Source organism: uncultured Aquimarina sp. (assembly GCF_947492115.1).
In the GTDB taxonomy this organism is placed as follows: domain Bacteria; phylum Bacteroidota; class Bacteroidia; order Flavobacteriales; family Flavobacteriaceae; genus Aquimarina.
This window is the reverse complement of the sequence record NZ_CANLMM010000002.1, coordinates 65,126-91,318: the sequence shown is the minus strand read 5'-3', so window position 1 is coordinate 91,318 and position 26,193 is coordinate 65,126. Positions and strand designations below refer to the sequence as shown.

Annotated in this window: 33 protein-coding genes; 20 read left to right on the top strand and 13 right to left on the bottom strand. The window is 31.6% G+C overall.

Annotated elements, in window-relative coordinates; genetic code table 11:
* Both Q1A73_RS05810 and Q1A73_RS05805 read left to right on the top strand, forming a co-directional pair.
* On the top strand, positions 1-1,284 hold the full coding sequence (locus Q1A73_RS05810) for a DUF4374 domain-containing protein (RefSeq protein ID WP_299602833.1): 1,284 nt from the start codon (positions 1-3) through the stop codon (positions 1,282-1,284).
* 198 nt (positions 1,285-1,482) lie between these two features.
* Complete coding sequence (locus Q1A73_RS05805) at positions 1,483-2,652, top strand: PepSY-associated TM helix domain-containing protein (RefSeq protein ID WP_299602831.1); 1,170 nt, start codon at positions 1,483-1,485, stop codon at positions 2,650-2,652.
* A 46-nt stretch (positions 2,653-2,698) separates the two neighbouring features.
* Here Q1A73_RS05805 and Q1A73_RS05800 read toward each other — a convergent pair whose 3' ends face one another.
* Positions 2,699-3,130: a hypothetical protein gene (locus Q1A73_RS05800; protein ID WP_299602829.1), complete on the bottom strand. Its 432-nt coding sequence runs from the start codon at positions 3,128-3,130 to the stop codon at positions 2,699-2,701.
* A 36-nt stretch (positions 3,131-3,166) separates the two neighbouring features.
* On the bottom strand, positions 3,167-3,388 hold the full coding sequence (locus tag Q1A73_RS05795) for a hypothetical protein (RefSeq protein WP_299602827.1): 222 nt from the start codon (positions 3,386-3,388) through the stop codon (positions 3,167-3,169).
* 217 nt (positions 3,389-3,605) lie between these two features.
* Between Q1A73_RS05795 and Q1A73_RS05790 the strand changes: the two genes are divergently transcribed.
* From Q1A73_RS05790 to Q1A73_RS05775, 4 genes are all read left to right on the top strand, one after another.
* Entirely contained in the window at positions 3,606-4,388 is a 783-nt protein-coding gene (locus Q1A73_RS05790) for a patatin-like phospholipase family protein (protein WP_299602825.1), read from the top strand.
* Positions 4,389-4,393: 5 nt separating this feature from the next.
* The gene (locus Q1A73_RS05785; RefSeq protein WP_299602824.1) at positions 4,394-5,026 is read left to right on the top strand and encodes a Crp/Fnr family transcriptional regulator; all 633 of its coding nucleotides are present in this window, start codon (positions 4,394-4,396) and stop codon (positions 5,024-5,026) included.
* An 82-nt stretch (positions 5,027-5,108) separates the two neighbouring features.
* Positions 5,109-5,525 (top strand): rhodanese-like domain-containing protein, encoded by a 417-nt coding sequence (locus tag Q1A73_RS05780; RefSeq protein WP_299602822.1) that lies wholly within the window; start codon positions 5,109-5,111, stop codon positions 5,523-5,525.
* 49 nt (positions 5,526-5,574) lie between these two features.
* Positions 5,575-6,219 carry a Crp/Fnr family transcriptional regulator gene (locus Q1A73_RS05775; protein WP_299602820.1) on the top strand — a complete coding sequence of 215 codons (645 nt, stop codon included), beginning with the start codon at positions 5,575-5,577 and terminating at the stop codon, positions 6,217-6,219.
* Here Q1A73_RS05775 and Q1A73_RS05770 read toward each other — a convergent pair whose 3' ends face one another.
* Positions 6,220-6,825, bottom strand: coding sequence for a class I SAM-dependent methyltransferase (locus Q1A73_RS05770; RefSeq protein WP_299602819.1), 606 nt, complete (start codon positions 6,823-6,825; stop codon positions 6,220-6,222).
* Positions 6,826-6,982: 157 nt separating this feature from the next.
* Here Q1A73_RS05770 and Q1A73_RS05765 point away from each other — a divergent pair, with 157 nt between their 5' ends.
* The 4 genes from Q1A73_RS05765 (at position 6,983) to Q1A73_RS05750 (ending at position 8,913) form a co-directional block, all read left to right on the top strand.
* Complete coding sequence (locus tag Q1A73_RS05765; protein ID WP_366141424.1) at positions 6,983-7,258, top strand: DUF2892 domain-containing protein; 276 nt, start codon at positions 6,983-6,985, stop codon at positions 7,256-7,258.
* 136 nt (positions 7,259-7,394) lie between these two features.
* Complete coding sequence (locus tag Q1A73_RS05760; protein WP_299602817.1) at positions 7,395-7,868, top strand: isoprenylcysteine carboxylmethyltransferase family protein; 474 nt, start codon at positions 7,395-7,397, stop codon at positions 7,866-7,868.
* A gap of 68 nt (positions 7,869-7,936) precedes the next feature.
* The gene (locus tag Q1A73_RS05755; protein ID WP_299602815.1) at positions 7,937-8,497 is read left to right on the top strand and encodes a YeeE/YedE thiosulfate transporter family protein; all 561 of its coding nucleotides are present in this window, start codon (positions 7,937-7,939) and stop codon (positions 8,495-8,497) included.
* Between the two features lie 2 nt (positions 8,498-8,499).
* Complete coding sequence (locus Q1A73_RS05750) at positions 8,500-8,913, top strand: DUF6691 family protein (RefSeq protein ID WP_299602814.1); 414 nt, start codon at positions 8,500-8,502, stop codon at positions 8,911-8,913.
* Between the two features lie 97 nt (positions 8,914-9,010).
* On the opposite strand, the gene Q1A73_RS05745 is transcribed toward Q1A73_RS05750, so the two are convergent.
* Positions 9,011-9,157 carry a hypothetical protein gene (locus Q1A73_RS05745; RefSeq protein ID WP_219006587.1) on the bottom strand — a complete coding sequence of 49 codons (147 nt, stop codon included), beginning with the start codon at positions 9,155-9,157 and terminating at the stop codon, positions 9,011-9,013.
* Positions 9,158-9,952: 795 nt separating this feature from the next.
* Between Q1A73_RS05745 and trxA the strand changes: the two genes are divergently transcribed.
* The 6 genes from trxA to Q1A73_RS05715 all read left to right on the top strand — a co-directional run bounded on the left by trxA (position 9,953) and on the right by Q1A73_RS05715 (position 14,251).
* On the top strand, positions 9,953-10,252 hold the full coding sequence (gene trxA, locus Q1A73_RS05740; protein ID WP_299602809.1) for a thioredoxin: 300 nt from the start codon (positions 9,953-9,955) through the stop codon (positions 10,250-10,252).
* 13 nt (positions 10,253-10,265) lie between these two features.
* Positions 10,266-10,538 carry an acylphosphatase gene (locus Q1A73_RS05735; RefSeq protein ID WP_299602807.1) on the top strand — a complete coding sequence of 91 codons (273 nt, stop codon included), beginning with the start codon at positions 10,266-10,268 and terminating at the stop codon, positions 10,536-10,538.
* Positions 10,539-10,704: 166 nt separating this feature from the next.
* On the top strand, positions 10,705-11,580 hold the full coding sequence (locus Q1A73_RS05730) for a sterol desaturase family protein (protein WP_299602804.1): 876 nt from the start codon (positions 10,705-10,707) through the stop codon (positions 11,578-11,580).
* A gap of 18 nt (positions 11,581-11,598) precedes the next feature.
* Positions 11,599-11,784: a hypothetical protein gene (locus Q1A73_RS05725; protein WP_299602801.1), complete on the top strand. Its 186-nt coding sequence runs from the start codon at positions 11,599-11,601 to the stop codon at positions 11,782-11,784.
* A 74-nt stretch (positions 11,785-11,858) separates the two neighbouring features.
* On the top strand, positions 11,859-13,244 hold the full coding sequence (locus Q1A73_RS05720) for an MBL fold metallo-hydrolase (protein WP_299602798.1): 1,386 nt from the start codon (positions 11,859-11,861) through the stop codon (positions 13,242-13,244).
* A 200-nt stretch (positions 13,245-13,444) separates the two neighbouring features.
* Positions 13,445-14,251, top strand: a complete 807-nt coding sequence (locus Q1A73_RS05715; protein WP_299602795.1) for a zinc-dependent peptidase — start codon at positions 13,445-13,447, stop codon at positions 14,249-14,251.
* Positions 14,252-14,302: 51 nt separating this feature from the next.
* On the opposite strand, the gene Q1A73_RS05710 is transcribed toward Q1A73_RS05715, so the two are convergent.
* The 9 genes from Q1A73_RS05710 to Q1A73_RS05670 form a co-directional block, all read right to left on the bottom strand.
* On the bottom strand, positions 14,303-15,277 hold the full coding sequence (locus tag Q1A73_RS05710; protein ID WP_299602793.1) for a YpdA family putative bacillithiol disulfide reductase: 975 nt from the start codon (positions 15,275-15,277) through the stop codon (positions 14,303-14,305).
* Complete coding sequence (rpe, locus tag Q1A73_RS05705) at positions 15,277-15,936, bottom strand: ribulose-phosphate 3-epimerase (RefSeq protein ID WP_299602791.1); 660 nt, start codon at positions 15,934-15,936, stop codon at positions 15,277-15,279. The genes Q1A73_RS05710 and rpe overlap by 1 nt, the downstream gene beginning before the upstream one ends.
* A gap of 42 nt (positions 15,937-15,978) precedes the next feature.
* Complete coding sequence (locus Q1A73_RS05700) at positions 15,979-16,395, bottom strand: BLUF domain-containing protein (RefSeq protein WP_299602788.1); 417 nt, start codon at positions 16,393-16,395, stop codon at positions 15,979-15,981.
* A gap of 113 nt (positions 16,396-16,508) precedes the next feature.
* A complete protein-coding gene (locus Q1A73_RS05695; protein ID WP_299602786.1) occupies positions 16,509-16,916 on the bottom strand; it encodes a BLUF domain-containing protein in 408 nt (135 codons plus the stop codon).
* A 227-nt stretch (positions 16,917-17,143) separates the two neighbouring features.
* Entirely contained in the window at positions 17,144-18,007 is an 864-nt protein-coding gene (locus Q1A73_RS05690; RefSeq protein ID WP_027395748.1) for a sigma-70 family RNA polymerase sigma factor, read from the bottom strand.
* A gap of 174 nt (positions 18,008-18,181) precedes the next feature.
* Positions 18,182-19,150: a hypothetical protein gene (locus tag Q1A73_RS05685; RefSeq protein ID WP_299602783.1), complete on the bottom strand. Its 969-nt coding sequence runs from the start codon at positions 19,148-19,150 to the stop codon at positions 18,182-18,184.
* Between the two features lie 147 nt (positions 19,151-19,297).
* Positions 19,298-20,743: a hypothetical protein gene (locus Q1A73_RS05680; RefSeq protein WP_299602781.1), complete on the bottom strand. Its 1,446-nt coding sequence runs from the start codon at positions 20,741-20,743 to the stop codon at positions 19,298-19,300.
* Positions 20,736-21,290 (bottom strand): RNA polymerase sigma factor, encoded by a 555-nt coding sequence (locus Q1A73_RS05675; RefSeq protein WP_299602779.1) that lies wholly within the window; start codon positions 21,288-21,290, stop codon positions 20,736-20,738. The genes Q1A73_RS05680 and Q1A73_RS05675 overlap by 8 nt, the downstream gene beginning before the upstream one ends.
* Positions 21,291-21,488: 198 nt before the next feature.
* Positions 21,489-22,520, bottom strand: a complete 1,032-nt coding sequence (locus Q1A73_RS05670) for a hypothetical protein (protein WP_299602777.1) — start codon at positions 22,518-22,520, stop codon at positions 21,489-21,491.
* Between the two features lie 202 nt (positions 22,521-22,722).
* Here Q1A73_RS05670 and Q1A73_RS05665 point away from each other — a divergent pair, with 202 nt between their 5' ends.
* The 4 genes from Q1A73_RS05665 (at position 22,723) to Q1A73_RS05650 (ending at position 26,174) form a co-directional block, all read left to right on the top strand.
* Positions 22,723-23,487, top strand: coding sequence for a hypothetical protein (locus tag Q1A73_RS05665; RefSeq protein WP_299602775.1), 765 nt, complete (start codon positions 22,723-22,725; stop codon positions 23,485-23,487).
* Between the two features lie 2 nt (positions 23,488-23,489).
* Positions 23,490-23,879 (top strand): hypothetical protein, encoded by a 390-nt coding sequence (locus tag Q1A73_RS05660; protein WP_299602773.1) that lies wholly within the window; start codon positions 23,490-23,492, stop codon positions 23,877-23,879.
* 152 nt (positions 23,880-24,031) lie between these two features.
* On the top strand, positions 24,032-25,129 hold the full coding sequence (locus tag Q1A73_RS05655) for an acyl-CoA desaturase (RefSeq protein WP_299602772.1): 1,098 nt from the start codon (positions 24,032-24,034) through the stop codon (positions 25,127-25,129).
* On the top strand, positions 25,119-26,174 hold the full coding sequence (locus tag Q1A73_RS05650) for a fatty acid desaturase (RefSeq protein WP_299602770.1): 1,056 nt from the start codon (positions 25,119-25,121) through the stop codon (positions 26,172-26,174). Before Q1A73_RS05655 ends, Q1A73_RS05650 begins: the two co-directional genes overlap by 11 nt.
* Positions 26,175-26,193 lie beyond the last annotated feature (19 nt).

Here is a 26,193-nt window from a genome sequence, read left to right as displayed (position 1 = left end):
ATGAAAACAATAAAATGGATACAAAGTGCAATGCTAGTCGTAGCAATTGCTATGATTGCTACTTCTTGTAGTAGTGATGATAATGGAGGTACGATTACTGATCCAGATCCGGATCCAGTAGCTGTATCAAAATATGTAGTGGGATTTGAAGCATTTCCTGTAGGTGATGCGAGTCCTGTAGATTATATTTTGGAATTACCTTCTTTAGAGTCTTTAACTACTGGAGAAATTTCTGTAGAAGGACAAGGAATCCCTTTAAGAGGATGGAGATTTTTTCATGGAGCTGGTAATACTGTTTTTACAGCAGGATATTCTGATGATGATAAATGTATCGCATATCAGCTAGATGAAAATGGAGATTTGGTAGAAAAAGCAAATTTTGCTTTTCAGTCAACACTAGATAATTATGCTGCCATAGATGATAATACGTTAATTGCTGTAGAACTTACCTATGGTGGGCTTTCAGATAAGCGTTTTCACATCGTAAATGCAGAGACAGGACTTTTAGAAGAAATAAAAGAGCATCCAATAGATATTGATATGGGTGATGGAACTGCAACAAATCCAGGATCTATTCCTTGGGTTACAGGAATGGTGCTTAGAGATGGGAAGTTATTTGTTTCATATCATAAATGGTTAGCAGATGGATCATTTATTACTCCAGATGTGGATCGTGCTTATGTGGCGGTATATAGCTATCCAGCATTCGAATTAGAAAAGATAATCGAGGATGATAGAACGAGCCCAATCGGTGTTAATGGTCATAGTACAGGAATCGAGCAAACAGAAAATGGAGATATCTATTCTTTTTCAACTTCTGCATTGAGTGCTGGTTTTACAGCAGCTTCAAAACCTTCTGGTATTTTAAGAATTAAAAATGGAGAAACAGAATTCGATTCGGATTATTTCTTCAATGTAGAAGAAGCTGTTAATGGAGGAAAGATATTCTGGATGGACTATGTAGGTAACGGAAAAGCAATTGCAAGAATTATTCTAGATGATACCAATGGAGCCGGAGAATGGGGAGCATTTTTTAAGAAAGATGTTTTCAAAATGGTAGTTATTGATTTGGTAAATCAGACGGTTACTGATGTAGCTGGAGTACCAACACATGGTCATCGTTATACTTCTCCAATGTTTGTAGAAGATGGAAAAGCGTATATCAGTAGCTCTACCGATACAGAGACGTATGTATATATCGTGGATCCAGAAACGGCTACCGCTACGCAAGGAGCAAAAGTTTTAGGTCTTGGACTTAAAGGAATATTTAAAATAAGTAACTAATTAACTCAACTGTGATTCGTACTGGGTACTAAGAAATGTATGTGCATTAATGTTAAGACAACTATCCGAATAATAGTGTTTTTAGGTTTCGATAGATTGTCTTTGAAGGTAACTATGTTTTGTTTGCAAACCTTTTTAAAAACCCCAATAACTAGTTATCGTTTTTTAGCTATCCAGTATGATTTCATTCATCTATAAATGACTAATAAAAAGAAAAATAACAGGAGAAAGAGAATATTACAAATCCATAAAATACTTGGACTAACAACAGGTCTGGTGCTTTTTGTTGTTTCTATTACCGGTTGTTTATGGGTTTTTAAAGAAGAAATAGAAAGCTTTTATGACGATTATAAATATGTAAACGTTCAGGATCAAGATTTTTTGGTAGCATCTGAGATCAAGAAGATAGCTGAAAAAATTATACCGAATAGAACTATTCATGGAGTTGTATACGGCCAACCAGATGAAGCAATAGAGGTGGTGTTTTACGAATCAGAACCAGAAGTATTTTATCAGAGTGTGTATCTGAATCCTTATTCAGGAGCGTTTATCAAAAGAGTAGATAATGATGCAGGTTTTTTTGGCTTTGTCCTAAAAGGTCACTTACGATTATGGTTACCAGATGCGATCGGCTCTAGAGTAGTATCCTATTCCGTTTTACTATTTCTAGTTATTATTATCAGCGGACTTATCCTTTGGTGGCCAAGAAACAAGAAAAATTGGCGACAAAGATTACGATTTGATTGGAATAAAAATACTAGATGGAAGCGTAAGAATTTTGATCTACATACCGTTGTAGGCTTTTATGTATCCTCCTTTGGATTGATACTGGCATTTACTGGATGTGTCATGGCATTTAATTGGTTTTATTTCATTGCTTATAAGGCTTCGGGAGGTTCTAATGATCCAAGGTTTGTGATCCCAGAAAGTGAGCAAGTCATAGCATCAACCATAGCATCTAGCTACCCTTATGATCAATTGATTCCTATCTTGAAAAAAAAATACGAAGATGCTCATAGTTTTGAATTGCACTATCCAGAAAATGACACCACTTCTGTTTTGGTTGAGGTAAGTAATTCCAAAGGATTGTATTACAATATGGATTATCTATTCTTTGATCAGTATACGCTTAAAGAAATGGAAACGCCAAGTATTTATGGAAAATATAAAAATGCCAGTTTTGCTGATAAGGTAATTCGTATGAATTATGACATTCATATTGGGGCAATTGGTGGACTAGCAGGTAAAATCATTGCGTTTTTGTCTAGTTTACTTTGTGCCTCTTTACCAGTAAGTGGAGTGTTGTTATGGTATGGTAGAAAATATAAAAAGAAAAAGAAGCATAATCCCTCTTTGGTCATTACATAAGATTCTTAGATACGTAAATACAAGAATATTCTATTTCAGAAAATATCTATAAAGAATCTACATGTGGATATTGCTGATCATATTCGGTTTTTAAACGGATCATCTTTTTAAAAAATAACGCATTTTCCTTGTGTGTACGATTGTTTCTGAAATGGACAAATTTGCCCTGTGCGTGTATGCTAATACCGTTAGTTTTGTAAAGATAAAATTGATAATAAGGAATAACCCAAGTGTAATTTTGTAAACCTTTAGTAATAGCGATCAAAATTCCATACGGACGTAATTCGATATTGCCGTAATTAAGATCAGAAACTGAATTAAGGATCTTTCTCAAGTTAGGGCTAACTTCTTCTATGATCATTCGTTTAGATCCAATGCCGCCCATTTTGATTGATTGTAATATAGAAAAGGGTTTTCCAACCAGATCATTAATGAGCTCCTTATTTTTTTTATTTTTATAGGTAGTTTCTAATAACATTTGTGATTATTCCTTATGCTGGTAATTAGTAATGGTTTATACTGTTGGAACACCTTTAAGGCGTTTTTCAATTTTCTTTTTCTTTACGGTTAACAGCTTCATAATATCCATCAATTTAGCATCCTTTGTTTTTTTATAAATTTCGTTGATTGCCAAAATCAATGTCTTTGCTTCTCTAGAGGCTTTTACTCTATCACTGGTAGTCATATTACTCATCTTTCTACCTTCAAATTCCAATGCTTTCTCTATTAATTCCATATTTTTCTTATAAAGATAAAAAATGTTTAACTTTTTATAAAAATTATTAAACAAGATTAACGTTTGTTTATTAACTAGTTTTGTTTTGTTTTAGAAAGACGGATGGATAATACTTAAAATACGCTGGATAGTATCTTTAAATTTATCTAAATAAATAGGTAGTATTTCAGGAATACTTTAAATTAGAATCCTAACAATATTTTGCAAGAAAAGTAAAATGAAAGTTCCAAGTAATATAGGTTTGGTTTTGTCTGGAGGAGGTTTCAGAGGTTTAGCACACATAGGTGCGATTAAAGCAATTGAAGAGGCTGGTATATTTCCTAATTTTGTTTCTGGAACTAGTGCAGGAGCAATAGTAGGAGCATTGTATGCTGCAGGAAATTCAGTTCCTGGGATCAAAGACTTTTTTAACAAAACACCGGTTTTTAAACTCAATAGATTCACAAGAAGAAAACCTGGTTTTTTGGATTCAGAGAAATATTATGATGACCTTATAAATCATTTTGTAGATAATACATTCGAAAGTTTAGAAAAGAAACTTTTTGTAACAGCTACAGATTTGGTAGAAGGACGGGTAAGCGTATTTAGTACTGGAGAATTGATAAAGCCAATACTTGCATCGGCAGCTTTTCCAGGTGTTTTTTCTCCCGTTATGATAGATGGACATCTGTATTCTGATGGAGGGATTTTGGATAATTTTCCGATAGCACCTATTATGGATATATGTGATATGATCATAGGTATTGATGTTTCTCCAATTAGAAAACCAAAGATTACGGATTTTAAGCATGCGCATAATGTCATGCAAAGAGCCTATTACTTACGTGCAATGCCTAATTCGGAAGCAAAGTTGACAAAATGTGATATTATTATACATCCAAAGAAAATAAGTAATCATGGAGTATTCAATACAAGTAATTTAGATCAGGTTTTTGAAATCGGATATGAAGAAGCTAAAAAGCAACTAGATCGTTATTTTGAGAATCAAAAATTATTTTAATCATTGTGATTGAGGAATTAAATAATAGTTATTCGCACCTTTTCGAAAAGGAGCTGTTAGAAGAAATCAATAAGGTAGCTATAGCCAAAGAAGTTCATGAGGGCACAGAACTGATACGATCTGGGAGCTATATCAAATCAATGCCGTTAATCATTCATGGAGCTATTAAAATTTTGAGAGAAGATCAAGATGGAGATGAGTTACTTTTATATTTTTTAGAAAAAGGAGATACTTGCGCAATGACGTTATCTTGTTGCATTGGACATCATAAGAGCGAAATCAAAGCAATTGCAGAAATGGACTCTAAGTTGGTGATGATCCCAGTAGAAAAAATGGAAGAATGGACAACGAAGTATAAGTCCTGGAGGAATTTTGTGTTCGAGAGTTATCATAAGAGATTAATGGAAGCTATTGAAACGATTGATAGTATTGCATTTTTAAAAATGGATGAACGATTACTCAAGTATCTAAAAGATAAAACTAAGATTAGTAATGATCCTCTTATAAGTACTACGCATCAACAGATTGCTTATGATCTTCATTCTTCTCGTGTTGTCATTTCCAGACTATTAAAAAAAATGGAAAAAGAAGGTATTATCAAATTGAATCGAAATAGTATTGAAATTTTAGAGGCTTAAATCGTGTAACTTTTGTTACTTGATACTAATGAAGAGATCCCTATTTTAGCCAAATACGGTTCAAGAAGTTTTAATAACGATTATGATAAGAATATTAAGTTTTCTATTGCTATTGTATGTTTCTACATCTTGTGCACAACAAAATGCAAGCAATACAGGAGAAGATTCTAATCCTATACACTCTGAAAAAGTTGTGGTTATAGATATATCTGTAATACAAAAAGAAGTGCTAGGAAAAAATGTACAGTTTATAGATATCCGTACTCCCCAAGAGTATCAAGAGGGTTTTATAGATGATGCTGTAAATATTAGTTTTTCGGATAAAGAAAATTTTACATCTAAATTTGAAAACTTAAATAAGAACGAGCCGGTTTATATCTATTGTTATTCTGGCTGGCGAAGTCACCGGGCGGCTAAATTATTGATTACTTTGGGTTTTGAAAAAGTTTATGATTTTAAAGGAGGGTATAAGGCTTGGACCGAAAACACAAAAAGATAATCTTAGCTTGATAGTGAAGGAATTCTTACCTTAGTAAAAAACCAACAGATTGATTTCAGAAGCTATAGATAGGTATTTTCCGAGACTGGCCACAATGCCAGAATTAAAAAAAGAGCTTGTTGAAATCAGTCAGATTCATAGATTCGAAGCTGGTACGGTTATCTTAAAACAAGGATCATACATAAAAGTGATCCCATTACTTATTTCTGGTTTAGCTAAAGTGTTTAAGGAAGAACCAGAAGAAGGTAATGAAGTTTTATTGTACTATATTAAACCAGGAGAAAGCTGTGTGATGTCTGTTACGACATTAGTCAAAAACCAAACTAGCCAGGTAAAAGCAGTCATCGAAGAGGATTCCGAAGTAGTCATCATTCCGGCAGAACAAGCACTTGCAATAGCAAAGAAGTATCCGAAATGGAATGAATTTATCTATGACCTGTTTAATTTAAAGTTCGAAGAACTATTACAAGTGATTGAAATACTCACTTTTTCCAAAAAAGATAAACGATTACTAGAATACTTAAAGAAAGAAGCGAAATTAAAAGACCGTAGAATATTACATACTACGCATCAGCAAATCGCTTATGATTTAGGATCCTCAAGAGAAGTAATATCCAGATTACTCAAAAAACTAGAACAAGAAGGTTTTATTCATCTAAAACAAGGAGCAATAGAAATAGTCGATTACACTTAATTAAGAAGGATTTTTTTGTAAAACCAATGTGGTCATAGATCTAAGGTCGTGTACATTTGTAGACTTTAGTGGTTCTAAGAAAGACAATGAGTGTTTTTTCATAAGATTTGACAATATTTCCCTAGTTAGTAAAAAACGATAAGATTCATCGCCTAAAAGGTAGACTCCATCGTTTATGGGAGTTATTTTATCTTCTATTCCAATATCGGAAGTCATACGAATAAATAGTGTTCCAAAAGGTTTCAGTACTCTTATAAGCTCAGAGAACATAGCCTCGAATTGCGTTAGATCATGTGCAAAATGAAGAACTGCACTGCAAATAATATGATCGAAGTAATCATTTTTAAACTTTAGTTGTTCTAAATCGCAAACCTCCATTTTTTTACTCCATTTTGGATACACACTTCTTATATAATCAATCGATTCTATTTCTTTATCTACGGCGTATAAATTGTATTCATTATTGTAAAACCAATGCAAGTTTCTTCCGCTTCCACATCCTGCATCTAATATCTTATCGGTTTTATGATATCGTTCTTTAAGTATTTGATCCAATAAGTAGATATCAATATTTCCTAAGGTGGTTTGTAATTTTTGGATAGCCATTATAAAATAGTTTGTGTTGTAACAATTGTCACAGCTTTTGTGTTTCTGCTTCTCTAAGTTTGTAATGTAAATATGGATAAAAAAATAGAAATATAATCATAACTCGTGAATACATGAAGTTACACAAGGGAGTAAAACTTTTGATAGTTTGTGTTTTGTGTATAAGCATTATTACAATAGTTACACTTCTAATAGAACTTCTAAACGCTCATTAAAATATAATACTATGAAAAAGAATATGGGAAATACAGATAGGATCATAAGATTTATAGTTGCAATAGCAATTGCATTACTATATTATTTTGGGATTATTCGAGGTACATTAGCCTATGTTTTATTAGCATTTGGTGGAATACTTTTAGTGACTGGCTTTGTAAGTATTTGTCCGTTATATTCAATCGTTGGACTTAATACTTGTAAGGTGAAGAACTAAGCTTAACGTTCTGATTATTAATTTATGAAATCTGACTTTTCACTGAGGAGTCAGATTTCTTTTTATGCAGAAGTATTAGTTTTCATATAGAATTTAGTGTAAGTTAATTGTATTAAAAATACTCAAAACCGCACTCATGAAACTGGATTATAAGGATTTTGTATATGTTATTATTCAAGGGATATTATTTATATGCTATCTCTTAAACCCTAAAGTGATCAATTTCGATTGTGCATCTTTATTATATATATTAGGACTTTTATTACTTGGTATTGGGATGGTTATTATTGCATATGCCTTGTTTCAGCTTCGAGACAGTTTATCTCCTTTTCCTTCGCCCAGAACAGATGCAAAACTTATTCGAACAGGGCTTTATAAATTTATTAGACATCCAATTTATACAGGAATATTATGTGTGGTATTTGGCTACGCATTATATACGTGTTCTTCGTTTAAAGTAATAATATCTTTTAGTATCTACATACTTTTTCATTTTAAAGCAAAGTATGAAGAAAAGAAATTAGCCATCTTTTTTTCTGAATATGCAGATTATCAAAAGAATACAGGGAGATTTTTGCCGAAAATACCCACATTTTTAGCTAAAAAATAGTGTAATGTAACAATAGTTACTGACTTTCCTTTTTTAAATCCAGTAGTTTGTAGAGAAAATAAAATTGCATGAATTGGATACAACAACCTTGGCCATGGTATATTGCAGGACCATTAATTGCACTAGTGATGATTTTATTGCTAATGCTTGATAAAAAAATGGGAATGTCATCTAACCTTCGAACACTCTGCGCTATTTGTGGAGCTGGAAAGACAACGAGTTTTTTTAGATTTAATTGGAAAGCGCAGCGATGGAATCTAGTTGTTGCTTTGGGAATGGTATTAGGAGGTTTTATTGGAGGAAATTTACTTTCTGAAGATCCAACAGTCCATATAGCGTCTAATGCAATTACAGAAGACTTAAAAGAAATGGGTTTTAGTGATGTTGGTAATGCTTACGCACCAGATAAATTATATGCTGATAATGTATTCAATGATCCAATAATGTTACTAATACTTGTAGTAGGTGGTTTATTAGTAGGTTTTGGAGCTAGGTACGCTGGAGGATGTACCTCTGGTCATGCGATTTCGGGATTAAGCGATTTGCAGTTACCTTCTTTAATAGCCGTTATAGGATTTTTTATAGGAGGTTTGCTAATGGTTCATTTTATATTTCCATTAATATTTTAGGGATGAGAACAGTAATTTATTTAGGTGTCGGAATTTTATTTGGGATTGTTCTTTTTAAATCAGAAGCAGCCTCGTGGTTTCGAATTTATGAAATGTTTCAATTTGGATCTTTTCATATGTATGGAATTATTGGTTCTGCTGTTGTCATCGGTAGTGTTTTTATCCAATTCGCGAAAAAAGGAAAGGTAACATCCTTCTCTGGAAATAAAATCAACATGGTTCCAAAAGAAAGAGGATTTTATAGATATCTATTAGGAGGAATAATTTTTGGCTTGGGTTGGGCGCTAGCTGGAGCTTGTCCAGGTCCTTTATTTGTTCTGGCTGGAGCTGGTTATTTGCCTATTGTCATTGTAATAATAGCATCAATATTAGGGACATTTTTGTACGGATTGTTAAAAGATAAATTACCACATTAATTTAGAGTAATTGATAAGAAGAAAATATTAAAGTCGTTGCTATGAAAGAGAAGGGCTGAATTTTAAATTAATTTTTAAGATTCAGCCCTTTAAATTATCATTCTGTTTGATACGTATATCGCTTATTTCCAGTAATAATATTTCCTTCATAATCGTAAAATTGTGTTATATAATTTACGAATCGATTGTATTGTGGAGTAGCACTATTTCGTGATCGATTCCTTATATTTTGTAATGTTCTCATGATGATTAGATTTTTGATTGATAATTGATTTTGTAATTACCTATAACGCCTTTTGGCATTCCAGATATTTCCTTTTGTACTTTTTAATTTGTTCGAAATTTGATTGTTGTCTAAAGTTCTCATGATGTTGATTTTTTTTTTGATTGATGAATAATTGATTTGATTGTTTATCTGTAACGTCTTTTAGCATTCCAGATGTTTCCTTTTGTACTTTTTAATTTGTTCGAAATTTGATTGCTGTCTAAAGTTCTCATGATGTTGATTTTTTTTGATTGATGAATAATTGGTTTGATTGATTATCTGTAGCGTCTTTTAGCATTCCAGATATTTCCTTTTGTACTTTTTAATTTGTTCGAAATTTGATTGTTGTCTAAAGTTCTCATGATGTTGATTTTTTTTTGATTGATGAATAATTGATTTGATTGTTTATCTGTAGCGTCTTTTAGCATTCCAGATATTTCCTTTTGTACTTTTTAATTTGTTTGTGATTTGATTGCTGTCTAAAGTTCTCATAATTGATATTGTTTTGAATTGTTATATACTTACTAGACAACAAAACTTCAATTTTGTTACAGTACTATGTATAAAAAGGTACTATTTTAACATTTTTTAACCAAAATACAGGTGTTTTCAGACGTTTTTTAGAAATAAATTAGAGGTTTCTATGAAAAAAGAGCTACTTTTCCTCTGTAATAATGACTATATATGAAATAAGCCATAACAATAAGATGATACCTGCAGATATGATTAGATGGCGGTTCCATCTGACCATAAAAACAATAAAATTATAAACAGATGAAAGATAATTTTAGTAATATAATAGATTCAACTACTCCGGTCCTGATTGACTTTTATGCAGATTGGTGTGGTCCATGTAAAATGTTAGCTCCTATATTAAAGGAAGTAAAGGAGGAATTAGGAGATTCTATTAAAATTGTAAAAATAGATGTGGACAAAAATCAAACTTTAGCAGCAAAATATCAGGTAAGAGGAGTTCCAACAATGCTACTCTTTAAAGATGGTAAGCAACTTTGGAGACAATCTGGAGTATTGCAAAAGCAAAATATTATTTCAATAGTCAAATCTTATACATAATACTAGTAGTGATATGATTAAGCATTATAATATTATTGTAACAGGTAAAGTACAAGGAGTTTGGTATCGCAAAAGCACTTTGGAAAAAGCGCAAGAATTAGGAATAAAAGGAATTGTAAAAAATTTACCTAATGGAGATGTGTATATTGAAGCCGAAGGAGATGAAGATCAGTTATCACAGTTGTTGGCATGGTGTGCGGATGGTCCGCAATTTGCAAAAGTTATCAATGTGGATAAGAAAGAAGCACCAGTACTTTCTTTTAAAGAGTTTCAAATACAATATTAAAACAGCTGTGCTAAGTTGTTTTTGGATTGTAACTTTTGTTACTGAAATCAAAGTTCTCCTTTTATACATTTACCATTCTAAAAACTAATTCTTCATATAGTGTAGGAAAGGAATCATTTACTCGACATATAGTAAGGTAAGCGGTTTTCTTTAGTAAATTTGTATTATGGATAAATATGTGAATGTATTTATTGATGCGTTTAAAAATAGTCTTCAGTGGACTTGGAACTCTATTATTTTTGAAGTTCCTTGGTATACCAACTATTTCTGGGGATTAATAGCTATTTCATTATTAGTTTGGAGTTTGGAGTTGTTATTTCCATGGAGGAAAGACCAAGCAGTTTTTAGAAAAGATTTTTGGTTGGATGGATTCTATATGTTTTTCAACTTTTTTGTGTTTTCTATTGTAATAAGTGGGGTTTATGAATTGTTGAGTTTATTTTTTAACAACTTAGGAATATCACATCAAAGTCTCACGATTTTGAATATATCAGACTTACCGAAATGGTTGCAGTTGCTCGTGTTTTTTATTATTCTAGACTTTGTACAATGGTTTACACATGTATTATTACATAAGTTTTCTTTCTTTTGGCGATTTCATAAAATACATCATTCTGTAAAGGAAATGGGGTTTGCCGCACATCTTAGATATCATTGGATGGAAAACATATTATACAAACCTCTTAAAACTATTGGAGTCATGATTTTAGGAGGATTTGAACCAGAACAAGCTTATATAGTGCACTTTTTGGCAATTGCTATAGGGCATTTTAATCACGCAAATATTAAGATTACTTGGGGACCACTTAAGTATATTTTAAATAATCCAGTGATGCATTTATATCATCATGCGTATGTGTTGCCTAAAAAATCTTTTGGAGTAAATTTTGGAATTAGCTTAAGTCTTTGGGATTATATCTTTAAGACAAATTATATTCCAGAAGATAGCGGAACTGTTAAGATAGGTTTTCCGGGAGACGAAAATGTGCCTAAAAGTTTTTTAGGACAGTTACTATATGGTTTTAAATACCCCAAAAAATAGGGTTTATCCTACTATAAGATGAAAGAAAAAGTACAGAAAAAAGCTTCTTCAAATACTGTTTATGGATTAGGTATTATTGGTGCTTTGATCTATTATATTAGTCATGCAACAAGTTTTTGGATGGGTTTGTTAGGTGTGGTGAAAGCAATAGTATGGCCTGCTTCTCTTGTATATGAATTACTGAAATTTCTTGGTGCTTCATAAATGAGAGTAATGACTTGTGGTATTTTTAATTAATTATAAATTTGAAAAATTTTTGATATTTATTTCCGAGAAAGATGAGAATAGAACAAATGTATACCGGTTGCCTTGCACAAGGAGCATATTATATAGAAAGTAATGGAGAAGTGGCGATCATAGATCCACTGAGAGAAATAAAACCATATATAGACAAATCAAAGGCGGATAATGCCGAGATAAAATATATTTTCGAAACACATTTTCACGCCGATTTTGTAAGTGGACATATCACACTTTCTAAAGAGTCTAATGCTCCTATTGTATATGGACCCAATGCTCATACTTCTTTTGATGCAATCATTGCAGAAGATGGTCAGGAATTCAAAATAGGAGATGTAACTATTGTGGCCTTGCATACTCCAGGACATACCTTAGAAAGTACAACCTATTTATTAAGAGATTCAGAAGGAAAAGATCATGCTATTTTTAGTGGAGATACTTTGTTTTTAGGTGATGTAGGCAGACCTGATCTGGCGCAAAAAGCTGCGAATATGACCCAAGAACAGTTGGCAGAGATGTTATTTGATAGCTTGCGTACTAAAATAATGCCGCTAGGAGATGATGTTATCGTGTATCCAGCGCATGGCGCAGGTTCAGCATGTGGAAAAAATATGAGTTCAGAAACTGTTGGAACCTTAGGAGTGCAGAAGCAAACCAATTATGCGCTGAGATCGGATATGACCAAGGAAGAGTTTGTAAAAGAAGTAACAGATGGTTTATTACCGCCTCCCTCTTATTTTCCACTGAATGTAAAAATGAATAAAGAAGGATATGATGACATACAGGTAGTATTAAATCGTGGAACCCAAAAGTTAGATCCAGATACTTTTGAGCAAATAGCAAATGAGACTGGAGCAGTGATTTTAGATGTAAGGCATCAGAGTGATTTTGTTAAAGGGCATATTCCAAGATCAATTTTTATCGGTATAGATGGAGGTTTTGCACCATGGGTAGGAGCATTGATAGGAGATGTAAAACAACCTATACTATTAGTTACTCCAGAGGGTAGAGAAGAGGAAACGGTTACCAGGTTATCCAGAGTTGGCTTTGATCATACATTAGGATGTTTAGAAGGCGGTTTTGAAACCTGGATACAAGCCGGAAAAGAAATCGATCAATTAGATTCTATTACTGCAGATACATTTAAAAATAAACTTACAGAAAGCACACCCGTTTTCGATGTACGAAAACAATCTGAGTTTTCTGGAGGACATATTCCAAAAGCTTCTAATACCCCTTTGAGTATGATTAATGATTACTTAGCGGATTTTCCAAAAGATGAAACCTTTTATGTGCATTGCGCAGGTGGTTATCGTTCGGTGATTGCAGCGTCTATTTTAAAAAGTAGAGGGATTCATAATCTGGTAGATGTGGCAGGTGGTTATAAATCCATCCAAGAAGTAGGAATTAATACCACCAAATAGTTAGATTTAAAGACCTTATTTGTAGGTTTTCTTTCATACTATTCGTTAAGGTTTAGCGTTTTAGTTACTGATTTAACAGAGTTTTTATTTCAAAACCTTTATTATTGTAACTTAATAAACCTACTTTTAGCTTTTTGAATCTTTATTTTTTATACATTATTTCCCTTCAGGAACAACCTGAACCTGGGATACCGAAATTTTTGGCTGTAATATTAGCCATGACTATTGTTGCTATATGTCTTTATTATATCTCAAGATATCTAGAAACCGTATATGCAAATAAGTATAAGAAGCCTTTCTTCGTACATTTTTATATTACTCCCAAAAAGTTACCCAAGCACTTGGTGCCTTTTTTGGCTACCAACTCATTGTATAATAGACTAGATAAACAGAAAAAAATTTTTTTTGAACATCGTGTAGTTCGATTTTTAGAAACGACAAAGTTTGTAGGAAGAGAAGGGGTGATTGTAGATGATGAAAAACGTATGCAAATTACGTTATTGGTGATTCAGATGACTTTTGGGATGCGTAATTATTTACTAGAATACGTAGAGACTATTATCTTATACCCATCTTCGTATTATTCTATTCTAAACAAAACACAGAACAAAGGAGAATTTAATCCAAGATCTAAAGCTTTAGTGCTGTCTTGGGAGCATTTTAATCTTGGAAATTTAGATCAGGATGATGGTATCAATTTAGGAATTCATGAAATAACGCATGCGATTCATTATTGTTCTCTAAAAAGTAATAATATAAGTTCAGAAATATTTCATGATACTTTTCTGGAGTTGGAAGATCATTTATCCTCGGTTACGTTAAGGAATAAAATTATTGATAGTAAATTACTAAGAGAATATGCATTTACGGATAAATTTGAGTTTATCGCTGTGTTGGTTGAGGTCTTTATGGAATCTCCTGATAAGTTAAGAGATCAATTTCCCGATATCTATCTATATGTAAGTAGGATGCTCAATTTTCGTTATTTCGAAACTCAGATCAATTAATTTGTATTTTTTTTAAGTGACTCATAGGGTGAATTTGATTTAGATAAACCTTTAAGAATTCTGTTTAGTAGTAACAATGTGGTTTAAGATAGTTTTTGCATGTATTCTAGAGTTTTCAATAAACCAAACATGCGTATCCATTCCACCGCAAATTACACCAGCCAAATAAAGACCATTGATGTTAGACTCCATAGTGTTTTCATCATACTGCGGATACTTCTTTTCATCATCCGAAAGTTCAATACCGATGTTTTCTAAAAACTCAAAATTTGGCATGTATCCTGTTAAAGCCAATACGTAATCATTTTCTATAGAAACTTCACCTTCGGGTGTTGTAATCAGTAGTTTGTCCGAATGTATTTCTTTTACATTGGCGTTGTAAAAGGAATGAATACTTCCTTCTTTGATTCGGTTTTCGATATCAGGTCGTACCCAATATTTCACACGTTTTCCAATTTCTGGAGATCGAACTATCATGGTAACATCTGCCCCCTTGCGATAACACTCTAAAGCGGCATCTACTGCAGAATTACTAGCGCCAATAACTGCTAATTTTTGCTTTGCAAAAAAATGAGGGTCCTTATAATAGTGAGATACTTTGGGTAGTTCTTCACCAGGAACATTGATCTTATTCGGAATATCATAAAACCCCGTAGCTACTATAATGTAATTAGATGTATACGTATCCTTTTCCGTTTGGATATGGAAAAGATTTCCTTCTTTTTTAGCAGAATATACTTTTTCGAATAAGTTTATAGTAAGATTATTAGAAGTAACAATTCTTCTATAATATTCTAGAGCTTCATTTCTTTTTGGCTTTGCTTCATTGCTTATAAAAGGAATATTATCAATTTCCAATTTTTCTGAAGAAGAGAAAAATTGCATATTAACAGGGTAGTTAAAAAGAGAATTAACAATTGGGCCTTTTTCTATAATGAGATAATCTATCCCCTTTTTCTGAGCTTCTAGACCACAAGCAATACCTATTGGACCACCACCGATTATAATAAGCTCAATGTGTTTCATTACCCAATAATCTCTTTTAGTCCTTTTACAGTTTCAATAGGGTTTTCACTCTTAAAAACGTAGCTACCAGCAACCAATACATCTGCTCCAGCATCAACAAGTTGCTTTGCATTTTTGTTAGTAACTCCACCATCAATTTCGATCATAGTACTGGCGTTATTACGAACAATTATTTCTTTAAGCTGTTGTACTTTTTTATAAGTGTTTTCTATAAAAGATTGTCCTCCAAAACCTGGATTTACACTCATAATACAAACTAAATCAATATCATTGATCGTATCTTCTAATAAGCTAGCATTGGTATGTGGATTGATCGCAACTCCTGCTTTCATACCTTCTGCCTTTATTGCCTGCAATGTTCTATGAAGGTGTGTACAAGCTTCGTAATGAACGGTTAAAATATTACTACCTAAATCCGCAAATGTTTTTATATATCTGTCTGGATCTACGATCATTAAATGAACATCAATAGTTTTTGTTGCATGTTTTACGATATCTCTTAGTACTGGCATACCAAAGGAAATGTTAGGTACAAAAACTCCATCCATGATGTCGATATGAAACCAATCAGCATCACTGTTGTTTATCATTTCAACATCTCTTTGTAGGTTAGCAAAATCCGCAGCTAATACAGAAGGGGCAATTAATTTAGAAGCCATATTTAGTAAAATTTGCTGCAAAAATACTATTTAAGTTTAAAACTAAGAGAGCTTCATAAATTTATTCGCGATGTAGGATATGTTTTTAAAGTTTTTTGGATTATAACTCTTTTCAGATTCTAGAAAACGTTCTAGCTCTAAATAATCTTTCTCCTTATTTACGACAGTATAGGAATTTTCAAAAGTTTTAAAACATCGAATTTCTGTAGACCTATCAAATATTTTAATAATATCAAAATGCCTAATATCACGGACTATCTTTTGATATAAATTTTTAATAGTTGTTACTTCTCCTTCGATAATTTGAAAGAAATTTTGTTCAGAATACATCAAAATTCCTGTAATTCCTAAGTCATTATTTTTCAGTTTTGTAGTATTTAATAATTCGTTTATTTCTTGATCAGAAAGCTCGGAGCAAGTGCTAACATACGATATGGTATGGTAAATAGGTTTTTTCATATAACTTAAAGTTATAATTTTGAAAGGGAATTTTTCTGCAAAAAAATAGATTTAACAGTTGTTTTTAACAGTCGTTTAGTAAGACATGAATTTTTGCTCTACTAAATAATTACCTAGGAAAGTTTCATGAACTTTTTAGTAAGATAGGAGACACTTTTGTAATTGTCTGGATTATAAGACTTTTCTCCTTCTAAGAAATTCTGAAGTTCATTATGACTATAAGATTCTCCAAAAACTTTAAAGTCCGAGTGGTATTTTGAAAAGCAAGGGTTGATAATCTTTCGATCAAAAATTTTAATAACATTATAATGGCGTTCATCTTGTTGTATCTTAGAAAATAGCTCATGTATATAAGTTTTCTCACCTTCTAGTATTTGCATGAAATTACCATCCGAATATAAAAGTATACCAGTAATGCCCAGATCATTGTTTTTTTGTTTAACGAGCTGGAAAAGGTCTTCCATTTCTAAGGTAGTCAATGATGGATCTGCAGTACTTACATAACTAATGGTTTGCCACATAATTTCCTTTATATACTTTTAAAGGTACAGTTTTTTTAGAAAATTTGGGAAGTAATAAGATTTAATAATCATAATAATACTGTTAATTGTGGTTCAACAGTAATGTGTAAAACTACAGATATTGTGCAAGAAAAAACCTCCGGTAATCAGCCGGAGGTCATTCATCAATCAAAAAACGAACAGTTATGTTATAAACTGTTTGTAACCGCAATTTAGGAAATTAAAAGTTATCCTAAATAAGTTTTTAATATTTTACTACGAGATGTATGTTTTAATCTACGAATAGCTTTCTCTTTAATTTGTCTTACACGCTCACGAGTTAAGTCAAAAGTTTCACCGATTTCTTCTAAAGTCATAGGGTGTTGATCTCCTAGACCAAAGTATAAACGGATTACATCAGCTTCTCTTGGTGTTAGTGTTTCTAAAGCACGCTCAATTTCGGTGCGAAGTGATTCGTGCAATAGAGATCTATCAGGATTTGGAGATTCTCCAGAATTTAGTACATCATATAAGTTAGAATCTTCACCTTCTACTAAAGGAGCGTCCATACTTACGTGACGACCAGAATTTTTCATGGATTCCTTTACGTCATTGATCGTCATGTCTAATTCTTTAGCGATCTCTTCTGCACTTGGCGGTCTTTCATGAGATTGCTCTAAGAAAGCATATGTCTTATTTATCTTATTGATCGAACCAATTTTGTTTAATGGTAATCGAACGATACGTGATTGCTCTGCTAATGCTTGTAATATAGATTGACGAATCCACCATACAGCATAAGAAATAAATTTAAATCCTCTAGTCTCATCAAAACGCTTAGCAGCTTTGATTAAACCTAAGTTTCCTTCATTAATCAAATCAGGTAATGTCAATCCTTGATTTTGATATTGTTTTGCAACAGATACCACAAATCGAAGATTGGCTTTTGTTAATTTTTCAAGGGCTCTCTCATCTCCAGCTTTAATGCGCTGAGCTAATTCCACCTCTTCATCTGCAGTAATAAGATCTACCTTACCTATTTCCTGCAAATACTTATCCAGCGATGCAGTTTCACGATTCGTTACCTGCTTCGTAATTTTAAGTTGTCTCATCTATGTTATCCTTGAAATTTAATATTGTGAATATTTAGGGCTTCTCTTTTCTTAATTATACGTAAGGTGTTACGAAAATGTTACAAAAAAGTAAAATTATTTTTTTATATGCACTATTACTGCCTTAAGTATTGGTAGTATATGAGTCGTGATAGGAGCTAAAAGTTTATGAGCTTATTCGAATTCTAGTACATTTTTGGCTATAATTAATGAACGTAAGGCTTCAATTTTTTTCTGCATTTTATTAAAAAATAAATTTCTTTCTTTTTCTCCCGCAGTACTTAATAATTTAGAACCTTCCATTTGTATATTTAGAAATTCTTCGGCTTGATCACAAGTGATCACATCGTTGGTCCTATAATAAGAAAGAATGGTAAAAGGGACATAGAGCGATCTTTCGGTAGGTGTTTTTACCAATACACGGTTGTTCATGAGTAACAATTCATTATAGTAGAACTTAAAATTATCTTTTTGCTCAATTATTTTTCTAGAAATTTGATGTAGTAACTGTTGCAGGTCATCACAGATTTGTAAAGCATCTTTAGAAGTAAGAGAATCGGATTCGAAATAAAAGTGTATCTGTTTTAATGTACTATTAATAGTAGTGATGTCCCAAATTTCGATAGAGTTAAGATCATTATACATTTTTCCTAATCTTTTAGCAGCCTCAATTAAGGATAGAGAAGGATTAAATCCAGTGAATTTTACATCACCAAGTTCAGAATCCATAATTTTTAACCATACATACATCTTAAATTTAGAAAGTAGATTATCATCAGAAGTATAGAATATTGGTAAATCTTTGGCTGAATAAATCATCTCTACATTAGGGTTGTTAATGAGCGGAGATAAAGATTTATAGGAGTTTTCATAGTATGCCAGTAAGCTTTTCATATCCTGAACTGGAGCTGTTTTTTTTACTGCCACAATATGCTCATCTTCACTAGAAAACAACTGATCAATAGATAAACTGAAGTATTTAGCCAGAGTTACCCCTTCTTCAAGAGATAACTTACTTTTTTTACTAATTCTTCTATGAGCAGCGTCATAGCTTATATCTAAAGCTGTAGCTACTTCATCGATGAGCGAAGTTTTAGAGCAGATTTGTTTTTTAATAAGCTCTAAAAATTTTTCTTGTACCATTCCTTATTTTTTATGATTGATGATAATGAGATGGAAAAATAAGATAGAAAAATAATTCAATTTTGTGATTTTCGCAAAAAATATAAAGTGTTCTTGTGATTTTTAATTTTTTCACAAAATTTGAGTAATGTTTCATTAGATTTACTCCTAGAAATCTATTGATACTCCACTTTGAATTGTAAAATAAAGAGGTCGATAAGATTGTTGATTCTTACTTGCATTCTTTAATTGATACTTTATCAAAGGTTCAATATTAAAATAAACCTTTTTGAATAATCGATATCTTAGGTTCGATCCAAAGTTTAAACTGGTTGTCAAAGGGGCCAATTTATTGCTCCTTCCTAAATCAAAGTTAGTTGTGCTGGTTAGCAAGGATACTTCATTTTTTTGTAAAATTAGAAAGCTAGCTCCACCAATGATAGACCAATCAAATCGTTTGTTGATGATTTTATAGGACAATTCTGCGGAAAGCTCATGATATTTTATTTTTTGAGTAAGATCCACCGTTTCTTGATTCGTAATTGTTTGGGTTATTGTGTTAGGAACAATAATATTTGAATCTAAAAGAACGCTCGAAATGGTATCACTTACAATGTTATTTATATTTGTCTTTACCTTTGTTTTATTATAACCAGTTCTTAGACTTAATCGATCATTTAGGTCAGCTGTTAAAACTATACCATAACCCAATGATATTGCACTTACTTCATTATTGTTTTCAAGTCTGTTACTAAGCAAAGAGCCATCTCCAGGAAAAGTAAATGTTGGGATAATATGAGCAGCTATATTAAATTGTTGAATCATTTTTTTCCGGACAGGTTTTGGAGTTAGATAAATCAAAGTGTCTTTAGGAAGTTTTTTATCAACTACCTCTGTTTTTGTACTGTCATTATGCTTTAGTAATTGTTCTGATGTTTTGTTTTCAGTTTTTCGATTATTGACAATAGACTTAGATTTTTCAAAAGGTTCTATATGCAAAGGTTTACTATTGCCAACTTTATTTTTGTCAGTTTTTCCGAGAGTATTTCTTGAATTTTTGAAATCGTTATTATCAGAATTCTTATATAAATGATTTGTATTATCAACACCATTTTTGGCAGAAGTGTTTTCTCTAGAATTACTTCCTGCTTTCCAATTGTTATTTAAATTAATACTGGTTTTAGAAGTTTTAGCTTTATTGTCAATATTTTGCTTCCTAAAGTTTTTTTCATCGGTCGTGTTCTTAGTTGTAATTATTCTTTGCTTTTGAGTATCATCATTAGGATAAGATTCAATATTTATTTCTTTTGATTTGTCAATATTTGTTATCTCTTTAAAAGTAGTTTCAAAACAGTCGTTTTCTAAGTTTTCGAGGATTATAAGCTGATCTTGTTTTATGGAGTTAGATGTATTGTCATATAAAATAATAATGCTTGTAGCGGAGAAAATAAATATGGCAGCAATAGCGACAAATCTCAACCTGTAAGCATAATTACGCTTGTCTGATTTGTTTAATTCCGCTTCTAAGTTTTTCCAAATAGTGGCATTAGGAGACTCCGTAAAATCACCTAATTCTTTTTTGAAAAATTGTCCTATATCCTTTTCGTTATCCATTATTTACAACTATTTTTTTTTGGGAATATGTTTCAGATAGTATTGCTGTTTTTAACTGTACTTTTGCTCTATGGAGGTTAGATTTAGAGGTTCCTTCTGAAATACCAAGCATACTAGCTATTTCCTTATGCGAATAGTTATCTAGTTCATAAAGGTTAAAAACCAAGCGATATTGATCTGGTAATTTCTGTATATATCCCAATAATTCATCAATAGATAGATGTAATCGATCCTGATCAATTTTAGTGTCGGTAATTAAGTTCTCTTTTATAGGTATATCTAAAAAGAACTTGTCGTTATATTTATCAATAGCCTTATTGATTGTAATTCTTTTCATCCATCCCTCAAAAGACCCCTTATTGTTATACTGTTTTATTTTCTTAAAAATAGTTAGAAATGAATCCTGAAGAATATCTTCGGCTTCTTGGCGATTTTTAGAATACTTTAGACACAAAGCAAAAAGTTGATCTTTATAAGCATAGAACAATTCGCTTTGCGCTTCCCTATTATTTTTCTTACATTTTTTTATAAGTTCCTTGATATCCAAAGGTTTTTCTTGTATTGTAAGTTTGTCATTATTCTATATGACTGATAAAATAAAAAAGGTTGCGTAAAAAAATGTAAGTTCTTTAAAAAACTTCATATGCGACGATTAATTAATGTTTATGGTGCAAATCAAACTTGTCGATTTACACCATAAACTACTAGTTAAACTGACTAACCCAACCAAATGCTTAGGAACGGTTTATTTTAGGTCTTGGTCACATGATGTTGCAACTATGACTATTTGAACTATTTCAACAATTGTGTCGGTTTTAACTCTTACATATATTAGTTGAGGGTTTTTGGAATTCTTGTATCCCAAGGTGCTTAAAGCGTTTGTTTCATTTTCTGCATCTCTGTAGGTTTCATGATAAGAGATTTGATATTCTATATCGCTGGTAGATGATACGAATGAAGAGATACAATTTGAGTAGTTTTCGAAGATAAAATTAGCAACCAAAGGAATTTCTTCTTCACATTCTCTAAATTCAACATAATCACAATTGTTTTGGATATTACAGTTTTTCTGTATGATATAAGAAGCTTCTTCGTTAGTAATTTTAATGGTGTTTTCATCAATAATACTAGCTTGCCAATTAAAGTTCCAGTCTAATGCAGTTTGAGATGTGCCTTCTAAGTGAATATTTAGATGTAATTCTTCTTCTATAAATAAAGAAACCCATGAAGTTCGATATGAATTACCATTATAATAAAAAATAGCAGTTCCATCATCGTAAAAATCTAGTAAAGCATCATTATATATATCATCATCCGTTTGGGATTTAATTTTCCATACACAATTAGGCTCTTCTAATATGTTGTTGCAATATTGAATTATTTGGTTTTCTATGCATGCTTCAATGGTTTCTTTTAGTTCGAAATTACTGTTAATTTCTATACTATTTCCATTAGATGTGCCTACGATAGGATAACTAAGACCAATCGCATTGTCTATAGCAACCTGACCTAAGAGCTCTACAAATTGTACATTATTTTGCACAATTTCACTACCCGAAATATTTCCTTCATCATCGTATAGATATATATTAAAGGGATAAACGAAAGTTAGGCATATGGTTTCAGAGTTTTCTGTAGTGGTTTCAGAAATGGTTCTGAGATTGTTGAATAATTCTGAGTTTACATCGATTTTTTCAATTAATGGATCAAAAGATTCATTTTCGCATGATGCTAAAAGAACGGATACTACAAGTATTAGTTTTCGTATTGTTTTCATAATCTTTTTTATTTGGATTCATCTATCTAGACAGGATATTGTATAATGGTTGCGTCTTCTGTTTGAATTTGTGTAGCTATAATATTTTGACTCTCTTATTTTGTGAAAATCACAAAAAAATAAAATCCTTTTCGCATTTATCACTTTTTGTCTTGTACTTATCACAATAGTTTTGACTTATGAAATTTTAAAAACAAGAAAAATGAGAATTAGTATTTTAACCTTAATGGTATTGGTAATAAGCAGAATTACTTTCGGACAAGACAATAAGGTAGTAGCACCAATTGGTTTTTTTAATAGTACAAATACAGATGTTTATGGTTTGTCGATTGGTTTGGCACAAAAGAAAGTAGAACCAGACACGAACACAACAAAATCAAACGGGCTTAGAATTGAACCTTTCGGTAAAGGTTTTTCGATATTTTTTACTCCCAAAATCGGACTACCTGATAAAGAAAGTGAATTTGAAAATTATTTCAATCGGAAACCTACGGAGATCGTAAATGGAATAAATGTTTCTGGTGGAACTTTATCATTTATGGATATTAATGGGATTTCTGTTTCTGGAGGAGTTCAAGCTGTAAGAAGAATGAATGGGATTTCTATAACAGGATTCGGTAATTATTCTTACAAAGTAAATGGAATTCAATTAGCTGTTTATGGTAGTTCTACTTATGTTTTACGAGGTGTTCTCTTTGGAATGCTTGGTAGTTTTGTTGTGGATGGAAAAGGAATTCAAATATCAGGATTTAATGACTTTAAGACATTTAAGGGATTGCAAATAGGTGCTTGGAACGATATTGACTCCAAAAGTGAAAGTTTTGAAGGGGTTCAAATAGGAATTCTTAATAATACAAAAACACTAAGAGGTATTCAAATAGGGCTTTGGAATAAAAACGAAAGACGCTCTTTGCCTTTTATCAATTGGCAATTTTCTAAAAAGAAAAATAAATCAAAAACATCTTAGTAATGATGAATATCACTAGCAACTTAAGCATCGAAGGGGACTATGGTTTCGAAGCTTTTTACGTACTTACTGGAAACTTGGTTGGTCTTATTCCGGTAAAAGAAAAATTGTATACTCGAATTAAAGTGTTGGATAAAGAGACATTAAAAATTTGTTTAATGAAATCTGAAACACTAAAAGTGTCAAAATATATTAAAGGATCACTAAAAGATGGGATTTTTAGTGTTTCCTCTTCTAATAAGATTACTTCTGTATTATCATTTATTAAACATTGGCGGACACAGAAAATAAATGCGAATTCTAAAAAAGAACAACTATTGGTGTTCTTATCTAAAACAGGAAATGTTCAACTAGGTGTTTTTAAGGATATTACTTCTAGAAAAAAGAAGTAGTATGTTGAATGATCTAAAAAGGAGCACTTAGTTTATACCCTATAAACTCTTCGTATTAATTCTAGTTAATTCACTATATGTTGGAATATGAGAAGGTATGCCTTCTCATATATCCAAAGGACTGTTATATGTCTAATTTTAAAGAAATAATTATGCAAAAAATAAAATTTTCTAAAGATGAAGGTTCTGAATTTTATAAAGAACTTACTGAGAAGATTCGAGAATATTTTGAGTCTAATAGGTTGGAGAAATTCGGAAATAATAAGATGATTTTTAAAATCATTCTATATTTTATGATGGTAGTCTTGTTGTATGTTCTGATGATAACGTCATCAAATATAATCGGTTTTTACTTGTTGTATTTAGGTCTGGGAATATCAGTTTTGTTAACAGCATTTAATGTATCTCATGATGCAGCGCATGGAGTGGCAGTAAAAAGTAAATTCTGGAATAAAATTTTGTTTCAGTTAAGCTTTAATTTACAAGGCAATAATGCATATGTATGGGGCAAAAATCATAATGAATCCCATCATTTGTATACTAATATTGAAGGAAGTGATATCGATGTGTTAAATAATCCTCTTGTTAGAATGACAACAAGTCAAAAGGTACGTTGGTATCATAGATTTCAATATTTATATGTTCCATTTTTATATTTGTTTTATTCTCTTAATTGGTTTTTGTTTAGAGAGTTTTTAATGATATTTAATCGCTCGAGTAGGACAATTAAGGTTGCAATTCCGGTATGGGAAATCGTAAAGCTTTTGTTCTTTAAAGTATTTTATGTGGGTTACATGATTGTTATTCCTGGCTTGCTATTGCCATTTGCTTGGGAGCATATTGTAGTAGCTTTTATGCTCAATCACTTTCTGATTTCTATCATATTTACTGCCGTTTTGGGAGTATCTCATTTATCGGATTTTGTAGCACATCCCGAAGCTGATAAAGAAGGTAATTTGTCGATGAGTTGGCCAAAGTTGCAGATGTGTACTTCGGTTGATTATAATGTGGATAGTAATTTTTTAAACTGGGTTTTAGGAGGATTTAATGCACATGCTTTACATCATTTATTACCAAATATATGTCATGTGCATTATATAAAATTGGCTCCGATATTTAGAGAATTAGCAAATAAACATGGTATTACGTACATGGAGATGCCGTATCGCGATGCCCTAAAATCACATTTTAGGTTTCTAAAGAAAATGGGAACACAAGAATCACCAAAACCTTTGCAATATGAAATCTAAGCATTTATATATTAAAGATCATGTAGAGCTTTTTGGTGCTATTCAGGAAGAGATCTATAAAAAAATTAATTTCTGTAATCGAAGATTTCAGAAAAAGATGTTCTTAAAGGGATTCATTTATTTTTCTTTTACACTAATTTCATATAGTTTTATTTATCAAATATCACAACCGCAATTGTTGGTATTGGCTTATGTTGTTTTTGGGTTAGTTTCTATGTTATTCGCATTTAACTTTGCGCACGATTTTTCGCATAACACAATTTTTAAGAAAAAGGAGTTAAATCATAAATGTTTCATTGCTCTTTATACGATGGTAGGAGCTCATGCAGAAGCATGGAAAGATCGGCATGTAACATCCCATCATCATGCTCCTAATGTTGAAGGTTATGATACAGATTTAGAAATTACGAATTTAATAAGAGTAGTTCCTGGTTCGAAGATGAAATGGTTTCACCGTTTCCAATATTTATATGCTCCTTTTTTGTATACAACGTATTCATTGTTCTGGGTGTTTATTAAAGATTTTAAGGTGTTTTTTTGCAACTTTGGTAATAACAAGAAGCATTCTTTAGCATACAAGTTTTCTTTCTGGTGTCAAAAAATAGTTTATTTAAGCTATTTGGTGCTATTGCCAATGATATTTATTGATTTAAAATGGTATTGGATAATAGTGGCATTTATAAGTATGCATATGGTACAATCGTTATTTTTATTGTTTACCTTTTTTATGACACATCATATAAAGGGTCTGGCATATCCAGAAAAAGATACTTCTGGAAAGATAAAAACATCATGGTTCATGAATCAGGTGCAAAGTTCAAATGATTTTTATCCTTTTAGTAGGTTTGCTAATTTTATTTTTGGAGGATTTAATAATCATATAGCACATCATCTTTTTCCGCACATTCATCATGTTTATTATCCGGAACTTAATAAGATTCTATATAAGGTTTTAAAGAATCATCAAATCATTCCGAATCAGACTTCTTATTTAGGTGGAGTAGTAGCTCATTTATCGCATCTAAAAAGATTGGGGATAGAATAATAAATTTTTGCAAACAATA